This is a genomic window from Sphingobacterium puteale, from assembly GCF_003627955.1.
Lineage (GTDB): Bacteria > Bacteroidota > Bacteroidia > Sphingobacteriales > Sphingobacteriaceae > Sphingobacterium > Sphingobacterium puteale.
In genome coordinates this window covers 88,310-107,346 of the sequence record NZ_RBWS01000014.1, presented here as the reverse complement: position 1 = coordinate 107,346, position 19,037 = coordinate 88,310, and the positions used below count along the sequence as shown (strand labels likewise).

The 19,037-nt window shown below is 37.8% G+C and carries 19 protein-coding genes; 16 read left to right on the top strand and 3 right to left on the bottom strand.

All coding sequences use genetic code 11. The annotated features are described in order from the left end of the window. Window positions 1–5 precede the first annotated feature (5 nt). The 14 genes from D7322_RS18380 to D7322_RS18310 all read left to right on the top strand — a co-directional run bounded on the left by D7322_RS18380 (window position 6) and on the right by D7322_RS18310 (window position 14,480). Entirely contained in the window at window positions 6–3,314 is a 3,309-nt protein-coding gene (locus D7322_RS18380; protein WP_121125704.1) for a TonB-dependent receptor, read from the top strand. Between the two features lie 11 nt (window positions 3,315–3,325). Next, on the top strand, window positions 3,326–5,068 hold the full coding sequence (locus tag D7322_RS18375; protein WP_121125703.1) for a RagB/SusD family nutrient uptake outer membrane protein: 1,743 nt from the start codon (window positions 3,326–3,328) through the stop codon (window positions 5,066–5,068). A gap of 12 nt (window positions 5,069–5,080) precedes the next feature. Continuing rightward, the gene (locus tag D7322_RS18370) at window positions 5,081–6,046 is read left to right on the top strand and encodes a BT_3987 domain-containing protein (protein ID WP_121125702.1); all 966 of its coding nucleotides are present in this window, start codon (window positions 5,081–5,083) and stop codon (window positions 6,044–6,046) included. Window positions 6,047–6,066: 20 nt separating this feature from the next. Continuing rightward, entirely contained in the window at window positions 6,067–6,999 is a 933-nt protein-coding gene (locus D7322_RS18365; RefSeq protein WP_121125701.1) for a hypothetical protein, read from the top strand. Window positions 7,000–7,342: 343 nt separating this feature from the next. Then, a complete protein-coding gene (locus D7322_RS18360; protein ID WP_121125700.1) occupies window positions 7,343–8,218 on the top strand; it encodes a helix-turn-helix domain-containing protein in 876 nt (291 codons plus the stop codon). Between the two features lie 316 nt (window positions 8,219–8,534). Next, complete coding sequence (locus D7322_RS18355; protein WP_147430482.1) at window positions 8,535–9,176, top strand: hypothetical protein; 642 nt, start codon at window positions 8,535–8,537, stop codon at window positions 9,174–9,176. A gap of 383 nt (window positions 9,177–9,559) precedes the next feature. Continuing rightward, complete coding sequence (locus D7322_RS18345; RefSeq protein ID WP_245971376.1) at window positions 9,560–10,009, top strand: DoxX family protein; 450 nt, start codon at window positions 9,560–9,562, stop codon at window positions 10,007–10,009. Window positions 10,010–10,026: 17 nt separating this feature from the next. Then, a complete protein-coding gene (locus tag D7322_RS18340) occupies window positions 10,027–10,662 on the top strand; it encodes a LysE family translocator (protein WP_121125697.1) in 636 nt (211 codons plus the stop codon). A gap of 21 nt (window positions 10,663–10,683) precedes the next feature. After that, window positions 10,684–11,115: a carboxymuconolactone decarboxylase family protein gene (locus tag D7322_RS18335; RefSeq protein ID WP_121125696.1), complete on the top strand. Its 432-nt coding sequence runs from the start codon at window positions 10,684–10,686 to the stop codon at window positions 11,113–11,115. 35 nt (window positions 11,116–11,150) lie between these two features. Continuing rightward, window positions 11,151–11,747: a hypothetical protein gene (locus D7322_RS18330; protein WP_147430480.1), complete on the top strand. Its 597-nt coding sequence runs from the start codon at window positions 11,151–11,153 to the stop codon at window positions 11,745–11,747. An 11-nt stretch (window positions 11,748–11,758) separates the two neighbouring features. Continuing rightward, on the top strand, window positions 11,759–12,196 hold the full coding sequence (locus tag D7322_RS18325) for an antibiotic biosynthesis monooxygenase family protein (protein WP_147430478.1): 438 nt from the start codon (window positions 11,759–11,761) through the stop codon (window positions 12,194–12,196). Between the two features lie 139 nt (window positions 12,197–12,335). Further along, window positions 12,336–13,004 (top strand): flavin reductase family protein, encoded by a 669-nt coding sequence (locus D7322_RS18320; RefSeq protein WP_121125693.1) that lies wholly within the window; start codon window positions 12,336–12,338, stop codon window positions 13,002–13,004. A gap of 23 nt (window positions 13,005–13,027) precedes the next feature. Next, the gene (locus D7322_RS18315) at window positions 13,028–13,393 is read left to right on the top strand and encodes a nuclear transport factor 2 family protein (RefSeq protein ID WP_121125692.1); all 366 of its coding nucleotides are present in this window, start codon (window positions 13,028–13,030) and stop codon (window positions 13,391–13,393) included. A gap of 73 nt (window positions 13,394–13,466) precedes the next feature. Beyond that, the gene (locus tag D7322_RS18310; RefSeq protein ID WP_183078755.1) at window positions 13,467–14,480 is read left to right on the top strand and encodes an alpha/beta fold hydrolase; all 1,014 of its coding nucleotides are present in this window, start codon (window positions 13,467–13,469) and stop codon (window positions 14,478–14,480) included. 342 nt (window positions 14,481–14,822) lie between these two features. Here D7322_RS18310 and D7322_RS18305 read toward each other — a convergent pair whose 3' ends face one another. The 3 genes from D7322_RS18305 to D7322_RS18295 are packed head-to-tail and all read right to left on the bottom strand — an operon-like array spanning window position 14,823 to window position 17,573. Next, window positions 14,823–15,860, bottom strand: coding sequence for a serine hydrolase domain-containing protein (locus tag D7322_RS18305; RefSeq protein WP_121125690.1), 1,038 nt, complete (start codon window positions 15,858–15,860; stop codon window positions 14,823–14,825). A 59-nt stretch (window positions 15,861–15,919) separates the two neighbouring features. Next, window positions 15,920–16,945 (bottom strand): serine hydrolase domain-containing protein, encoded by a 1,026-nt coding sequence (locus D7322_RS18300; RefSeq protein ID WP_147430476.1) that lies wholly within the window; start codon window positions 16,943–16,945, stop codon window positions 15,920–15,922. Window positions 16,946–16,958: 13 nt separating this feature from the next. Further along, window positions 16,959–17,573 carry an NUDIX hydrolase gene (locus D7322_RS18295; RefSeq protein WP_121125688.1) on the bottom strand — a complete coding sequence of 205 codons (615 nt, stop codon included), beginning with the start codon at window positions 17,571–17,573 and terminating at the stop codon, window positions 16,959–16,961. A 63-nt stretch (window positions 17,574–17,636) separates the two neighbouring features. Between D7322_RS18295 and D7322_RS18290 the strand changes: the two genes are divergently transcribed. Together D7322_RS18290 and D7322_RS18285 are read left to right on the top strand one after the other, a co-directional pair. Then, entirely contained in the window at window positions 17,637–17,954 is a 318-nt protein-coding gene (locus tag D7322_RS18290; protein ID WP_147430475.1) for a hypothetical protein, read from the top strand. 437 nt (window positions 17,955–18,391) lie between these two features. Then, complete coding sequence (locus D7322_RS18285; protein ID WP_121125686.1) at window positions 18,392–18,982, top strand: RNA polymerase sigma factor; 591 nt, start codon at window positions 18,392–18,394, stop codon at window positions 18,980–18,982. Window positions 18,983–19,037 lie beyond the last annotated feature (55 nt).

Genomic DNA, 19,037 nt, shown 5'->3' with positions numbered 1-19,037 from the left:
AATTTATGAGCACACTCCTAAAAAAAGTGATGACAGTTCTCCTTTTGGTTTTTGCTACAAGCCAGATTTGGGCAACGACGATAGCACAGACAATATCTTTCAAAAAAGAAAAGGCTACCATTAATCAGATTCTCAAGGAAATTCAACAACAGACCGATTATAGTTTTATCTATAATCCCGAAGATCTCAAAAATTTTCCTTTAAAAGATGTGAATTTTCAAAACACAAAAATTGAAAAGGCTTTACAATCAATTTTTTCCAACACAACTATTGGATATAGTATCAAGTCACAATTAATTACGCTCTTCAAAACCAAAAAGAAAATGATTACAAATTTATCTATCGAAGAGGTGATTGTTAGGGGACGTGTCACAAATTCCAATGATGTGCCATTAGAAGGTGTTTCTGTACGATTCAAGAATTCAAAGCTGCAGACTAGTACGAACAAAAACGGTGAGTATTTCCTAGCGCTGGAGCAAATGACTGGTACTTTGATCTTCACTTCTGTCGGTTATCGTATTCAGGAAGTTCCGATTGTCAATTCAGCCGTTATAAACGTTTCTTTGGTAACCGACTCGTCTACTTTGGATGAAGTTGTTGTAGTCGGTTATGGAACGCAAAAGAAGATAACCTCTATCGGGGCACAATCTTCAATAACACCAAGTGATTTAAAGCAGCCCGTAGGTAGCCTTTCTAGTGTAATCGCTGGTCGAGTCGCAGGAGTTATTGGTGTGCAACGAAGTGGCGAACCCGGATACGACGCGTCAAATATCTATATCAGGGGAATATCTACATTTACGAATAGCAGCCCTTTAATTCTGGTGGATGGTGTAGAGCGTTCTTTCAACAATATTGATCCTGAAGATATTGCCAATTTTACAATTTTAAAGGATGCATCAGCTACAGCTGTATATGGTATGCGCGGCGCTAATGGCGTAATACTTATTGAAACTAAAAAGGGTCAAGCAGGATCTCCAAAAGTTAATATACAATATAATCAAGGTTTGACGCAGTTTACTAAGGTTCCCAAATTTGCTGACGGAGTTACCTATCTACAAATGGCGAATGAGGCATATGCCAATTCATACCCAGGGAGGTCGCCTTTATATAGCGAAGAGAAAATTCAGAATACTGCCAAAGGGATTGATCCAGATCTTAATCCAAATGTTGATTGGTTTAATGAAATGTTTAATGACTTTGGTCAAAATAGAAGGGCAAATCTGAACATGAACGGAGGTACAGAACGTGCGAAGTATTATCTGTCTGTAGGCTATTTCGATGAGATGGGACTGTATAAGACTGATGAGCTAGCTCAGTATAACTCTAAAATCAAGTTTACAAGATTTAATTTTACGAGTAATTTAAGCTTGACTCTTTTTAAAAATACCAAAGTCGACTTTGGAGCAATGGGGTATGTAACAAATGGAAATTATCCGGGGGCGAGTTCCGGTAGTATATGGGATGCGGCATTTGTTATGCCTCCAACCGTGATTCCCGTGCGTTATTCAAATGGATATATTGCAATGCCTAGGGGCGAAGTCCGAAACCCGTACGAACTGCTTACCCAAAGCGGATACGTAAATAATATCAATAGTCAGTTGTGGTCCAATATTAAGGTTACCCAACCTCTTGATTTTATGATGAAAGGGTTAAGTGCATATGGAATGTTCTCGTTTGATAATAATAATGCCCATCAGATCTCTAGAACAAAAACTGTGGATACGTATTTTGCCACTCATCGGGACGATCAGGATAAGTTGGTATTCGAGCAGACGCGTATTGGTTCTAGCTATTTAGGATATGGACGAACGAATGGTGGCAGCAGACAGTTTTATATTGAATCTGGCGTAAACTATCAAAATAATTTTGGACAGCATGCGATGACTGGTATGTTACTGTATAACCAACGCGATTATGTTGATGCATTTGCGGGAGACTTTATATCTTCAATTCCTTTTCGCATACAGGGGATTGTATCACGTTTTACATATGCATATTCAGACCGGTATCTTGCAGAATTCAATTTAGGGTATAATGGTGCCGAAAATTTTAAGCAAGGTAGTCGTTTTGGGCTCTTTCCATCCTATGGACTTGGTTGGGTTGTTTCTAATGAACCATTTTTTCAAAAAGGAAAAAAATACATTCAGTTGTTAAAGCTTAGAGCTTCCTATGGTATTGTAGGTAATAGTAATATCGGCGGGCGCCGCTTCGGTTATTTATCGACAGTTATGAGTACGACGGGATATGATTTCGGACAATCCACAAATAATGGATATGCTGGTTTAGACATTGGGGATTACCCGATCGACTTATCCTGGGAAGAAGCGAAGAAAGCAAATTTTGGGCTGGAGTTAAAGGCACTCTCAGGAGACCTTTCTCTGACGACAGATTATTTTATAGAAAATAGGGAGGGGATATTTTTACAACGTGGAGATTTGCCAAATTATACCGGTATCCTAAATCGCCCTTATGGAAATTTAGGTGCAGTTTTCAATCATGGCATTGACGGAACTGTGGAGTTTTCAAAAGCAATCGGTTCCGATTTGCGTGTTCAGTTCCGAGGAAATATGGTTTGGAACCGCGCTACGATTAAAGAAGATTCAAATGCATTATGGCCTTACCAATGGCAACAACGTATAGGAAGAAAATTAGGCCAACGATTTGGAAAAATTGCTTTAGGACTTTTCCAATCTGCCGAGGAAATCGCCAACAGCCCAATGCAAACAGGAGATATCCAGCCGGGAGATATTAAGTACAAGGATTTGAATGGAGATGGCCGGATTGATTCTTATGATGAAGCTCCGATTGGATTTGGTTCTATTCCGGAGATTGTCTATGGATTCGGCCCATCTGTTACGTATAAAAACTGGTCTTTTGGAGCCTGGTTTAAAGGTATCAGCAATGTTGATATTTCAACTAATGGAGAAGGAATGCAGCCATTTCAGAAGGAAGGAACGCGTGGAAACCTCTTTAGTAATATAGAAGATCGTTGGACACCAGCTAACAACCCGTCTAATCCTACCTATCCACGGCTTACTTACCCCTCAACAAGCAATAGTAATTATGAGAACAGTAATTGGTGGATAGAAAACGGCGCATTTATTCGATTGCAGAATGTGGAAGTAAGCTATACCTGCAAAGATAAGGCTTGGATGAAGAAACTCGGATTAAGCAATTTTAGAATTTATGGAATAGGCTACAATTTGGCCACCTTCAGTGATTTTAAATTATGGGACGTTGAATTAGGCGATGGAAAAGGCGCGATGTATCCCTTGATGAAAACATATAATATTGGAATAGACTGCCGTTTTTAATACTAATCGAAATGAAAGCAATATTTAAACTTACTTTTTTAATCATTTTTCTGCTTGCCACACAGGCTTGCAATTCATTTCTGGATCAGGTACCAGACGATAGGCAAACGATTGAAGAGGTGTTTCAGAAAAAGAGACCTTCAGAAGAATATCTCGCCAATATCTACAGCTTTGTTCCGGACGAAAGTGATCAGTGGAACGGGAATCCGTGGGTTGGCAATGTAGATGAAATACATGTGGCCTGGGCCAAATGGACTGTCTATCAGTTGAACATTGGTAATTGGACACCGGGAAGCAGCCCTTTTTATAAGTGGCAAAATTACTACAACGGTATTCGGTCTGCGACCTATTTTATGAACCATATAGATGGGAATGCCGAAATTCTTAATATAGATGGACAAGGCCTGATCGACCAATATAAGGCTGAAGCTCGTTTTCTACGTGCTCTGTATTATTTTATGATTATAAGACAATACGGGCCATGTGTTTTACTTGGAGATACTGAAATTCCCGCAGACGCTACAGGTGGAGATTTGCAGCGTGAACGGTCAAGCTTCGATGAATGTGTTGAATACATTGCGTCGGAGTTTGCGGAAGCGGCGAAAGTATTGCCAGTAGTCAATAGCCACGAGCGAGATTTTGGTCGTGCAACAAAAGGAGCTGCATTAGCGTTTAGAGCTCGTCTGCTGTTATATGCTGCTAGTCCTTTATATAATGGCAACACAGCACAAGCTTCTTTTAGAAACAAAGATGGAAAGCAGCTTATTTCTCAGGTTTATGATAAAGAGAAATGGAAACGTGCAGCTGACGCAGCGAAAGAGGTTATCGCTTTAAATAGCTATCAGCTTTATCAGGACGAAACTAAAGATCCTATTAAATCCTATAGGGGAGTTCTTTTAACCCCATGGAATTCGGAAATGATATTCGGTCGGAAGGGTAATGATCTGTGGAATTGGGATTATAATTGCTCACTGCGATCTGCAGGTGGATGGAATGGTGTGGCACCACTTCAGGAAATGGTTGATGATTATTTTATGAAGGATGGCAAATCCATTCAAGAATCGGCCCTTTATTCAGAGGGAGGCACAACGAATGGTATATATAATATGTACGTAGATAGAGAACCACGGTTTTATGCATCTATTCTTTTTCATGGGACAACCTATAAGGGTGGAAATATAACAAAAGATCCCATTGGTGTTGAGTTGAATTATTCAGGAAGAGACGGTAAGAAGAATGGTGGAGAGGATTACTCGCATACAGGTTATCTGGTAATAAAAGGAGTTTCTCCAGAAACGAACCGTCTGACAGGTACCAGTGCAAGTAGACCGTTTGTTCTGATGCGGTTGGGAGAAGTATACTTAAATTATGCCGAAGCACTAGCCGAATATGGGGGAAATGATACCGAAGCATTACATTATTTAAATCTTATCCGTAGACGAGCCGGAATACCTGAATATGGATCTAAAGATCTGCCGGTACCGACCGGCGCAGCACTTATTCAACAAATTCGTCGTGAACGTAGAATAGAACTTGCGTTTGAAAGCCACCGCTGGTTTGACGTGCGCAGGTGGAAAATTGTTGATACTATTATGGGCGATCAACATGGTATGAATGTCGATGGGGATAATAATGAATTCTTTCGTCGAACTGTCATTGCAAATTATGCTTGGCGTCAAGCATATTATTGGTTTCCTTTAGCACAATACGAAATGGATCGGGGGCTTTTATTAGTTCAAAATCCGGGATGGTAAATACTATTTAATATGAAGATAATAACTATATTGAGCTTTTTAATTGCTCTTTTCACCTGCCTATCCTGTGAAAAAATCGATATTCCAAAACAGGAAGAAATTAATAACTACAATTTGGTTTATATGTCTGCGGCGACAAGGATCAACAACGAAATCATTCTTTACAAGGATTCTACCTATAGATTGACTTATGGAGCGAGCTTTGGAGGTGGAATAGACTATCCGTCAGATAATGTCAAAGTAGATTTCGAAGTAAATAAAGACTCTGTCGGGGCCTATAATAAAATTAATGGAACAAATTATGATATACTTCCCGAAAGTTGTTTTAGTTTGTCAGCTTTCACATCATCAATTGACAAAAATAGCCTTTCCACTATGCCGTTATCGATTCAGATAAATCCAACAAAAGGCATGGAACTATTTAAGACGTATCTATTGCCTGTTTCTATCCGTAAGATTGAGGGGAATGCCCAAATTAATCAAAATTTAGCAACAGCATATTATCTAATTACCTCAAGTTTGAATCTAGCTGACTTTACAGATTTCGATCGTTCAAAATGGACTGTTTCTCAAATGTCTTCTGAAGAAAAAACTGGGGAGGGAAATGGTAACGGAATGGCTATACATGCTCTTGATGACGATTTTAACACTTTTTGGCATACCCAATGGAATGGCGGAATTGCTCCGGCACCACACTATTTGGAAATTGACCTCGGAGAAACAAAAGTGATTCATGGTATCAGTATTGTTGGAAGATCAGGCTCTAACTCAGGGAGGCCTGAAGTACTGAAAGTCGAGATAAGGAATTCTAATAATACTGCATGGACCGTTGTTGGAGAAATGCCATGGAGTAATAACAGTACAGTACAACGACAGTTTTTTAGTAAATCATACGAAGCAAGGCAATTTAGAATAACAGTTTTGAAAAATTTTAATAATCAGCCATTTACTCATTTGGCAAACCTAAATCTATTTTAATAATTGGATATATCGAGACAATGAAAATGCGACAAAAAACCTGGATAATAATATTTTTAATAGGCTTTTCTGTAAATAGGAGCTACAGTCAAGGCCTAGGAATAGATACAAGTTCTCAGCACAAATCTATCGTTCCTCCCGAGACTATACAAGAATTTTGGCTGGAACATCGACAGTTGATCGACCGTGTATATTATGATGACGCTTTGGCAATCTATTATGATAAGGATATGCCCCGACGAATCAAATGGATCGCTCCATTTACTAAAAATGTGTGGAGTTATGTTTTAAAGACCTATGGAGATCTTCATGGAAAATCTCCAGACAAACACCTTTATGCGATTTTTCATAAAGATAAATATGGAGGCGGACATCCGTTTTTTTATGATAATGAAGACCATGGTTTTAGAAATGGGATTGACATCGGATCGTCCGGACAGGATGCTTGGGAAAAACCAGAAGGTTGGAATATTGATATCATTTGCCATGAGATTATTCACCTTATTGAATTTGTCTCACATGGAAAAAGCGGTTCGCCGTCCCGCAAATGGTGGAGCGATAGTAAGATTGCAGAGATCATAAATTATGATATCTACCTAAACTTGGGCATGCACGAAGACGCCGCTCGTATTTACACCAATGATTTAAAGAAGATAGATGATTTTCCAGCTAAGGGAACATCTTGGATGAAGAACTGGTTTGGTCCGATTTACTTTAATTATGGTAAAACAGCGGTATTGACACGTTATTTTAAGTTGCTGGCAGATCATTTTGAACAAGATTCCAACGGCAAGTATCTTCGTGATTTAACCTTTGGTGAGTTTATTCATTTTTGGAGCGGTGCCGCGAAAGCTGATTTGAAGAGTCAAGCCATTCTTGCATTTGGATGGAATGATCAGTGGGAGAAAGAGTGGCAGTTAGCACGTCGACATTTTCCCCATATAGGTTATTAGTTAGAAATATACTGGATATAACTAATCTTTTGCCTAAATCGAGATTAGGCGGATAAAAAACCTTTACGAATTTTCTCATCAGCTCTTTCATTTCTAATTTGATGTAGTCTAAATTTGGTGAGGCGGCCTGTTAGGTAGTATCTCCGCCTTACTTAGTATGGTTATTTATATACAACGATATATAAATAACCATGCGTTTTTAAGTAATAATAATTCTGTATTTTAGTATTTCCTGATATACGAAGTCTGATATGAAAATTAACCTTACATTTCATAATTGTCAATTTTCAATTTGGACGGAGCAGCATTCCCGGGACTATACTAATTTTTATACATCTTCCTTATGAAGCACAAACATTCAGATAACTTTGATCTGCTCAGATATTTAAGGTTTCAAAAAAATGAAGGCTATACGGCGCCTTATTATTTGGCATCAAAAACGTGCTTGGAAGAATTGCAAATCACCCGTCCCTTTAAAAACTATTTTTATACTATCGGTCTCTACTACGGTGAAGGGGCTCGCATCAGGATAGGCACTACTGATTATGATTTAACATGTGGAAGCCTGTTAACGATTGGCCCCGGAATGACTTGTCAATGGCTCAATACCAGCTTCCCCCCAAATGACACGCTATTTTTTTATGATGATATTTTTGTAAATAATTTTAGCAGGTCATTTTTCTATTCCCTTGAGTTTTTTTGCCCCGATGAAAAGAGTGTAATCCAACTTTCCGAAAGGCAATTTGAGGAAATGCAACAGCTTTTCAGCACGCTTCGGGCAATTGCTGATAGGCCCGAAGCAGTATCGGGAATACTATATTCAATCCTGATTATTTCACAGAAATATTTCTGGAACCTTTATCGGGGCAATAAAAAGGAACTCAACGGTAAAGAACATACCGTTGTAAAGTTTAGGGAATTGGTTTCAAAAAATTTCTCGCAGTATAAAGATGTTGCTTTTTATGCGGAACAGTTGCATATATCACCAAAATACCTGAGCGAAATTTTAGTTGAATACACCGGGCTTTCGGCAAAAAAATGGATTGAGTTTCATATCATGCAGGAAGCAAAGTACCTGTTGAGCTTTTGGAATATGTCTGTCAAGGAGGTGTCGTTTCAACTTGGCTACACAGACTCTTCTCATTTTTCCCGAGCATTCAGAAGCTATGAAGGTCAGCTCCCCACCGAATTCAAAAATACGGTTGAAAATCCAAAGTAATCGCGGGTTCTACATCAAAAACAGAAAAAACTACGTTTTTTACCGTGATACTTACTGTGTTGACGGCCAGGTTCCTTCATATCTTTGTATGGTGTGAAAAAATGTACAACAAAGTTTAGCTATCATGTTCTATCGGGATCAAAAACGCTGTCGAAAATGCCCCGTAGCATATCAGTGTTTCTTTCGTTAAGTAAGAAAATTACCCTAAATAAGTTGTCACGTTTTCAGCTTCTAACTTGTCAATAAATTAAACAGTGGCTGACTGTAATCATTTTCCGGCACGGCTAGACAAACACAAGGAGATCAAAAAGAAACGATGAAAGAAACCACGATAATAAAACACTTGTTGGCCTGCTTGTTTTTCAGCATGTGGTATTTGCATAGCGGGGCGCAAATACCTGTAGAAATCACTGTAGGGCATTCGAGTTACTATTATCAGCATATGTTTTCCGCTAAAATCATTGCGGAAAAGCCGTTTGGATTTTTTAATACGTCTTCTATTTTGCTTCCTTACCACAAAAAACGTGGGATTGAAGTGATGAGCCAATCCTATCTTACATACGAAATAAATAAACGCTGGTCAACCGGTTTGGGTTCTATTTATGCACCGGGAAATCGGTTTGTGCCTTCGGCTTTTGTTTGGTATTTCAATAAAAAAAATGATATATCGTATCTCATTTTTACGAGAATGGATGTTTGGTCTAAACCCAGTTTTGAGCTGTTTGGTTTTGTGGAATATCAAGGTAGCAAAAATCAGGATTTCAATCTTTATGCGCGTTTGCAGCTTCAATATATTACTTCAATGCATTGGAATGGGCACTTAAAGAGTGTGCAATATGCAAGATTAGGAGTGGACAATAAAAGTGTACAATACGGTTTGGGTATAAATTTTGACCAATACGGGCCAGATTCTAAACACTACAGCAACTTTGGACTTTTTGTACGAAGAGTATTCTAAAAGAACTTTTAAAATACAATTAAAGATGACTATCGTTAACAACAAAACAGAAACACCTCACAACAAAAGGAAGAGCGTAACGGTACTTGGATCGGAATCGCAATATTGACAAATGTAAACCGTTGATCCGAGTAGGAGCTAAAACTGCAGAAACCCTTGTTGGAGCAGTTGCTGCCAGCAACACGATTGTGATTTGCCTGTTAGACAATAATCTCTGCGTATGCAAGAAATCAAGAAACTTATGGACCGTAGCATAGCTGACGGGCATGGGACGCTGGGATTTTCGAGTTTATTTGAACTATTAGGGAAACAATAGCAATTTTCTGCATTAACCTCAATAATTGAATGCAAACATGATATGAACTAGAATAAAAAAGAATAAAATGATGAAACAGAAATTTTTTAGTACACACAATGATTATACAGGTCTGATTATTCGTCTGACAATAGGTATCGTTATGTTTCCACACGGAGCGCAGGCCATGCTGGGCTGGTTTGGTGGCTTTGGGTTTATCCAAACTTTGGAAAATTTGCAACAGATGGGACAGCCATGGCTGGTGGGGCTATTAGTGATTTTAATTGAGTTCTTTGCGCCGGTTTTTATTATAATAGGCTTTGCCTCACGCTTTTGGGCGATCGCAATGGCAGGTCTTTTTACTGGGATAATTTTATTGGCAGGCCATCTTGAGCATGGCTTTTTTATGAACTGGTTTGGTGACAAGGAGGGCGAGGGATTCGAATATCATTTGCTGATGATTGGCTTATGCCTGGCACTATTCATCCAGGGCAGCGGAAAATATTCACTTGACAATTTGATATCCAAAAAATCATAGCTTAAATTTAATCAACGATGATTCCTATTCATGAACTTTTGTGGTTTGCTTTAGCAGCCCTCCTGATGGTTATCAGTCCGGGTCCAAATATGATTTATCTTATTTCCCGAAGTATCACGCAAGGCAAAACAGCCGGGCTTGTTTCCCTGTTAGGTGTTATAAATGGTTTTCTATTTCATATCGTCCTGGCAGGATTTGGGTTGACGGCTATATTATTGGCTGTTCCCTTTGCATACGGGATACTGAAAATTTCGGGCGCTATTTACTTGTTGTACCTAGCATATCAGGCCATTAAACCCAATGACAAGACATTTTTCGAAGTGAATGGACATGTTCCCAAAGATAGGCCTCGAAAACTGTTCCTGATGGGCTTTTTTACCAATGCGTTGAATCCCAAAATGGCTGTATTTTACCTGTCGTTTTTCCCTCAATTTATCAAGGCCGAATATGGTTCCATATTTGGTCAGAGCATGATATTGGGTATTACACAGATTATCATTAGCTTCACTATTAATTTTATTATTGTAATGACCGCCGCAAAAATGGCTTCTTTCCTTACAAAAAATCCACTTTGGGTAAAAGTACAAAAGTGGTTCATGGCCAGTATATTGACTATTTTGGCAATAAAGATGGTGCTTTTAAAAGCTAAATAATCATACACAAGACCAATAAATATGGAAAACAGAATAGACATACAACAGCTGGAGCCGGATGCATTCAAAGCAATGTTCGCTCTGGAAAATTACCTGCAACATTCGGGGCTTTCTAAAACGCATTTCTATCTGATTAAAATTCGCGCATCACAAATCAATGGTTGTGCTTTTTGTATCAATATGCACACTTCAGATGCATTAAAGCATGGCGAAACCGCACAGCGAATTTTTCTGCTCAACGCCTGGAAAGAAACCGGATTATTTACCGAAGAAGAGAAAGCAATTTTAGCCATAACCGAGGAGATGACCTTAATCAGCCAAGATGGGTTAAGCGATGAAACGTACAGACAGGCCGAACAACTTTTTGATGGAAACCAAATTGTACAAATCATCATGGCAGTTGTTACCATAAATGCTTGGAACAGGATTGTGATCAGTACAAAAAAACGCTAGAATAAACAGAAAACGAACTAAAAAGATACTAAATTATGCAAACAATTTCCAAATCGCTAAAAAGATTATTATCCGCCCTTATACTCTCCAATATCATTTTTATGGCGAGTATCGTCTACTTATACTTAGACAACAAGCAAAACATTAATGCGGAAAGAATAAATATTAATGATGCTTCGGGAAAAAATCGAATCGTTATTGCAAACACGGACCATATTCCACAACCCATCGTTGCTGGAAAAACCTATAAACGAGCTTACGCACCGGCAGGTCTTATATTTTATGACAAGAACGGCGACGAAAGAGGAGGTCTTGCCATAACCGATAACAAGGAGACCAACCTGAACGCGCTCGCATTTGACTATCAGAATGCCGATGCCATCGGTATACTGGCGCAGGACAATAAACACGACAACTATTTCAGGGCCGGTCTATTGATTAACGATAAAGACCTGTCCGGTAAACCCGGCCATAACATCAACCGGATCAACCTGCTTACTGAAAATGGAAATGCGGCTTTGGTGATGAAGGATAACAACGAAATACCGCGGATTATTCTAAAGGTTGATAGTCTAGGCAACCCGTCTATCGAAATGTTTGACAAAAGCGGTAACCTGAACTGGAAACAATAAATACAAGTCCTATGAAAAAAACATTAAAAACCATCATTCTTATTGTGTCTATCCTTATGGCGATGAAAACTTTTGGTCAACATAAAAATCAATTCAAAATGGAACAGAATAACAGAGAAGAGCACACTGTTACAGAACAGGTGGCCGTCATTGATAAAATTAGCATTCCCCAAAAAGCTATCGCGGCGTATTCCGAAAAATCACTTTTCATCAGGAATACACTAAGGCAGCAGCCCGGCTTTGTAAAGTATGAAATCTTTCAACAGAAAAGCGATAGTGGAAATCTTCGAGTCATTACGGTTGCCATCTGGTCAGATCGGCAGTACATGGATGATGCCAGATTGGTCATACGGGAGGAGATGCAAAATGCAGGTATTAATATGCCCGCGTTTTTAGAACAAAATGGCATTTCGATGGAAAGAGATATTTATCAGGCTGTCGAGGAGTAAGGGCAAGGATTTTAAAGCATATTCCGTAATTGACTTGAAATAATTGGATTACGCAAGAAACGGATTTTAATGAATGTCGGATATCGTTAATTTTAAAAAGAACAAAAAAGCTCAGTAAAAATCTTAAAAGGTACAATACATGCATATTAAAAGTTATCCCTCCATTTTATACTTCGGCACACCAGTAGTACTTATCAGTACTAAAAATCCCGATGATACGGCTAATCTTGCGCCTATATCTTCGATTTTCTGGTTGGGTTGGAGGTGCATCATTGGGCTTGGGGCTTCATCTCAAACTGCACAAAACCTTTTGGAAACCAAAGAGGCTGTCTTAAACCTGCCATCGGTAGACGAAGCAAAGGCCGTGAACCTATTGGCCAGAACAACGGGGTCTAATCCTGTTCCTCAGTCTAAAATATTAAAGGGGTATCGTTTCGAAAAAAATAAATTTGAAATAGCCGGATTGACAGGAACCCCGGCCGAAACCATCAACGCCACCCGGGTTAACGAGTGCCCTGTACAAATGGAAGCTGTTGTCATGGCCATTCATAAAATGGCAGAGGATCAACCATTACAGCAAGGGAAGATTATCACATTTGAACTAAAGATAAACACGGTATTTTTGGATAAATCAATTACTATGGATAATCATCCAAATCGGGTTGATCCCGATAAGTGGAAACCTCTTATTATGAGTTTTCAGGAGTTTTATACACTTGGCGATAAAGTACATGAATCGACACTCGCAGAAATTCCAGAAAATTTATACAACACCTACGACAGGCAATCAACTCAAGCAGAATTTTAATGAATATTAACAATGAATAAGAAATGATAACAAAGGATGAAATTTTAAATCTCGAGAACACACTTTACGGAGCCATCAAAAATAATGATACGGAAATACTCGACAACCTATTGCATACTGATTTACTTTTTGTAGTTCCCAGTGGTCAGACAATAACGAAGGAAATAGATTTGCAAACTTATCGCGAGGGAAATTTAAAAGTCGAGGAAATCATTTCCAAAGTAGAAGAACTGAATATTATAGCGGATTTGGCTGTTATTGTTTTGCAGATGGATTTAAAAGGAGACTATAATAATAAGCCTTTTGAAGCTAAATATAGATATATACGTTTTTGGAAAGAGTTTCCCGACGGCATAAAAGTAGTTGGTGGAAGCGGAATGGCTATTTAATCAAAATCTGGTAAAACGGTAAGTATTTAATAAAGATTTGTGTATGTTTCTATTTGCACTTTAGATGAATAAGATGAAAGAAAAATTCCTTATAGTTTTGATAATGATCCCAATCAGCTGGCAGTTTTGTACAGCCCAGATTAATTCTATCAAGGAGTACAATCGTATCGAATTAAATGGTGTCAGACACGGCGTATTTATTAAAAGTAGTAATTCATTAAATCCTGTTTTGCTAATATTGCATGGTGGTCCCGGCTTTTCCGATTTTTATTTTTGGCAAACACACAATAAGGAATTGGAACAGCGCTTCACGGTGGTTACTTACGACCAAAGGGGAACAGGCTTATCTTACAACGATACACTACCGCCCGGAAGCATAACCATTAAACAACTTGAAGATGATGCGCTAAGTTTAATACTGATCCTTAAAGAGCGTTTTAAGAAAGATAAAATATATTTGGTTGGTTATTCTTTTGGTTCTATTATGGGCATGCATCTGATTCAAAAATATCCATCGCTATTTCAGGCTTATATTGGTGTGGGACAGGTCACCAATATGTATTTGAATGAAAAGGTTTCGCTAGGCTATTCAATTCAACAGGCCACATTGAAAAAAGATAGTGTAGCAATGGCTCAATTGCAAAAGCTCCGTAAGCACTATCCGTCTCGCTCCAAAAATGAATTATCAGACCTGTATTTATCAAGAAAATGGCTCAGACACTTTCATGGTGATTTTTGCGAAGGCAGCAATGTTGGTAAGCTCTATGAAAATATGGATTCCTTTGCCGAGCAATATTATCAAGATAGCCTGATAGCCAAGGGGCAAGCCTTTACAATGAATGCAATTTGGGATGAAGTAATGCAGATAGATTTATTTAAAACGGTTCCGGCAGTAAAAGTTCCCGTTTACTTTATCGCCGGTCGGTGTGACTATAATGCCCCCTCCACACTTGCATATAAATTTTTCAGGAAATTAAAAGCGCCTCAAAAACAATTCATCTGGTTTGAAAACTCAGGGCATTATGCAGCATTTGTAGAACCAGAAAAATTTAATAGAATCATCTTACAGGAAGTGTTGCCAGATTAAGAAATTAAAGATACTAAGCTCGCTTCACATGTTACTCAGTTCAACACTCATCAATTTGAACTCTTTGGTATAAACTTTTCTTTCTCTTGACATAAGTCTGTTAAGTTATTAGATTCTCTTAACTTAATGTGCAGTTAAATGTAGTAAACTCAAACTGCGAAATGTAGGCTCAGGGGAAACAGCATGTTATGACGCTATCGTTTTCCTAAAAAAACACATGCAACGCATTCCTATTAGGGAAAAGTTACTGTTCATTTGGCAAATGAGAGCAATCACAAGTATCCCCTACGATTGGCCAATATTCCTCGGATAGTTGCCGGAACGATATTATTTGGCAATTCGCTATTTCCATAATATATTTTCTACAATTTTTTTCATTTCGTTGCATTGATCTTCATTTGTAAAATACACATAGCCAAACTTCTTGTCAGGATCAATCATAAATGAAGAAGTGTACCCCAGATTATTTCCTCCGTGCCAATAATTTACTGTATCATTTAATCTCACAACAGCCATGCCCAAAGTCCATGCGTCAACTCCGAAGTATTTCCTTACCGGATTGTTTTTGTCCATAGAAATTACAGGTTCAAACATTTCCTTAAAATCAAATTTACGGTTCATTAAATAGATCAAGAATTTTGAATAATTTGTAGTATTTGCAAATAAACCACCTGCAGGATCAAAATAACTTCTGTCTCTTTCGTCTTTTACATACTGCATTTTTTGATAACCATCCGCCAGATTTTGTTCAGCCTTTGGTGTGAGTATAAAATGAAAGTTTTTCAACTTTAGTTCTCTTGCGACTATATCTTGGAAAACAGCATCCAGGTTTCTGAACCTATTATTGCTGAGTTTTGCAATCACTCTGGCAAGATAAACATATGCTTCGCCTGAATAGGAGAATTGAGTTCCGGGGTCAAATTGTAATTGCATTTTTTCGTTGGTTTCGCTCCAGTTGGGCAAGCCGGTTGTATGACTTAAAACCATTCTCGTTGTAATTTTTTTGTAACGCTCGTCTTCGATATTATCAGCTGCCAAATATTCAAATAAAGGTTTGTCAATGTCTAGTTTGCCTTGTTTAGCCAATTTAAGTATGAAGAAGGCAAAAACAGGTTTTGATAAAGATGCTGCTTCAAAAAAGGTCGATCGGGTAACCCTTTTCTTAGAAGCGATATTTGTTATTCCAAATCCTTTATTAAATACAACTTTTCCGTTATTGATAATAGCAATGGACATGCCCTGAACCTGTAACGAATCCATCGCAATTTTTATTTTTTTCTCAAAATCAACCACTGTTAATTGAGCACCATTAAATGTTTTAATCTGACTAAAACTAATTTGGTGAATTAAAATACATACCAACAATACATACTTCTTCATAATGTTTCTAATGTCGTAAATGCCTCAGCCATTTGGTGTACCGACGGATAATTATATATCTATTTCAATGTATTTTTTATATCATTCAGAAAATCAACTATCGGGAAGGCATCACCTTGGTTTGTAAGGGCAATTATGGTGTTATTGTTTTTTAAATCTCTCCAAAATAGACTTCTGAAACCCGCCAGCCCGCCTGTATGTTGGGCAATCATCACCCCACTTGATTTTTCAATAAACCAACCTAAGCCATATTTAGAATTGCTGCCATTTTTCAAAATAGGTGTTTGATAGAGTAGCTCCGTACTTTTTTTTGATAATAATTGACCAGCCCTTAATGCTTTGTCTAATTTATACAGGTCATTTGCCGTAGAAAAAATGCCGCCGTCTCCTGTTGTCAGGATGGAATAGTCATCCACTATTTTATTTCTGTTATACCCGATAGCCCTATCGGGAATACTGGCATTTTCCTCATAAACAGTTGTGTGAGACATTTGTAGAGGTTTGAATATATTGGTTGTCAAAAATTGTCCATAGGACATTTTAGAAATATTTTCAATAATTAATGCCAGAATGATGTAGCTGGAATTACTGTATTGAAATTTTGTTCCGGGTTCAAATGCTAAACCATCCTGACTATGAAGCCAATGGATTACATCGCTGTTTGTCAGTCCTTCCTTGATGAGCAGATTTTCGTAATCTCTTATCCCCGATGTATGATTTAGCAATTGCTTTATGGTAATGCCATGAAAATAAGCGGGAAGATTATCAATGAGCTTTTCTATTTTATCATCGAACGAAAGAAGGCCTTTTTCTACAATAAGGGAAATGGCAACAGCAGTAAAGGCTTTGCTTAATGAAGCAATATATAACGGGGTTTCTTTTGTTAGAGCTGCTTTAGTATTAAAATCTCGGTATCCGAAAGCGGTATCAATAACGATTTGATTCTTATGAGCGATCAATATGCTGCCGTTGAACTTTCCATTCCGATAATAGCGATTAATGACATCATCCGGAGTTTGCCTCTTAGCTTGGCATCCCATTAGAACGAAAAATATCAAAAATGAGATAATATGAAAATACTTCATAAAATATTCATTTTTATTGATCACTTAATGGATAAAAGTCTTCTGTCATGACCACGCTTTCAAATTCCCCATCTTTGAAAGTATGTAAAAATGAACCTCCCCAAAGTGTGTTTGGGTACATTAAAATTTGTGCGGTTTCTTTCTTTAGCGCTTCATTACGAATGTTGTTAACAACATCTTTTATGGCAAACCACTTATATTCTCTATCAGGCTGTTTAGGTTGAATAATTTCCCCATTAAGATATTTAGCTGTGTAATGCGTTCTATACGAAACTTCTTTGTGGTCCGGCAGGTTCTTAAATTTATAGGTATAGACCCCCGAAAGTTTTACTATTTTAACCGTAAGACCGATAGCTTTTGCCAGACTGTCCAAACCTTCTTTTAATGACTGATTTTCGTTTGAGCGTAGCGCCGGAGTCATCCAACCGTTCTGTCCTTTTTCCAACAAAATTTGGTTGCCCTTATAGATAATAAGTCGCTGAATGGTGTAATTGTCAGCTTTTTTGATTACCTCTTGTTGTCTGGAGGAAGCCTTTGCCGTTTCCTGAGCGAAAGAGTCAACCTGCGCACTACAGAACGTCGTGGCAAATACCTGGAATACCATTAATACAACTATATTCTTCATCATAATCTTTAGATTTTAAGCAGCCCCTTGATCTAATTTAATGAAATTATTTCTTAAATTAGATAGATGAAGAATAACTTAATAGCCATTTTAAGTCTTTTAACTGTGGTATTATCTTCTTGTTCTGGTACACGCATTGCCACAATGAGAAGATCGAAAATGGAGCAGCTTGAATTGGGGATGTCTAAATTGCAAGTTGTTAATATTCTCGGATCATCCTATTCAATTGCGCAAAAGGAAGCAAACGCTACGGATACTATCGAAGTTATTTCCTACCGGAATGTTCCTTTTGATGAGGAATTCTATTTATTTAGGTTTAAGAATAATAAACTGGAGAAATGGCATCGCGAATTCCAGCCGATATACAAAGAAATAAAACCGTAGATTTTGATAGGCAGCTCTGCCGTCGCTACAAGCGGGCCACTTTTCATCTGGCACTAGTTACCACAAAGAGGGCGACAGCCTCAAACTATCAACTGCCAGTCAGGCACTTCTTAACTGGCTGACGGTGTACTATTTTTCCGTTTTCATCAATTTATCAAACTACATTAACAAGTGTAACTATTTTTAGGGGAGATTACAAAAATGAATATTCCCCTGTAAGAACTCAAAAATAATGTTCTTTATCCCGTTAATTAATCGTTATTGACAAAAATACTAATAACTTAGTAGCGGATTTGGGCTTATATAATGGGAGATTTAGAGTCACGAATTACATTCAATTGTAAACATTGTAAATATCAGCGAAAAGCAAAAGTATAAGCAGGTTGTATAAACGTAGAATCTCTTTATCAGTTCAATTTCTATAAATTCAGCTTAACATGTCAATAGATTTAAAATGTACCGAAGCGGATCTACTATCTGCCATTGCTCAGGGAGATGCTAGTGCATTTAAAGTTTTATATGATCGTTACTATCAGAGATTGTACAGGTTTGCTTTTCAACTGGTTTCTTCCAAAGATTTGGCACAGGATATCGTGCAAGATGTCATGATTATCGTTTGGCAAAAAGGACCAGAACTTACCCATGTTGATAATATAGAAAACTATATTAAATCCATTGCCAAACGCAGGGCGATCGATCTCATCAGACGAAATATTCACTTTCTAAAGATTGAAGAGAAACTCAGTTATACCTGGATTGAATCGAGTGAAACATTGCTTTCGAAAATTTCATTAAAAGAAGCCCAGGACCGTTTGAATAAAGGTATAGAATTGCTTCCAAAGCAACAGCAACTTGTTTATCAGCTTTGTCACCAGCAAGACCTAAAATATGAAGAAGTTGCCGAGAAGTTGGGAATTTCCAAAGGAACCGTCCATAAACATATGAAATTAGCCCTTAAATTTTTACGCAATTATCTTAAAAAATATCCTGATCTATTTGTGGTTCTGGTTGTTATGAAATTTTTGTAAAAAAAATATTTTTTTATTACCCCTCGTACTTTTCCTATTCGACTTACTATTATAT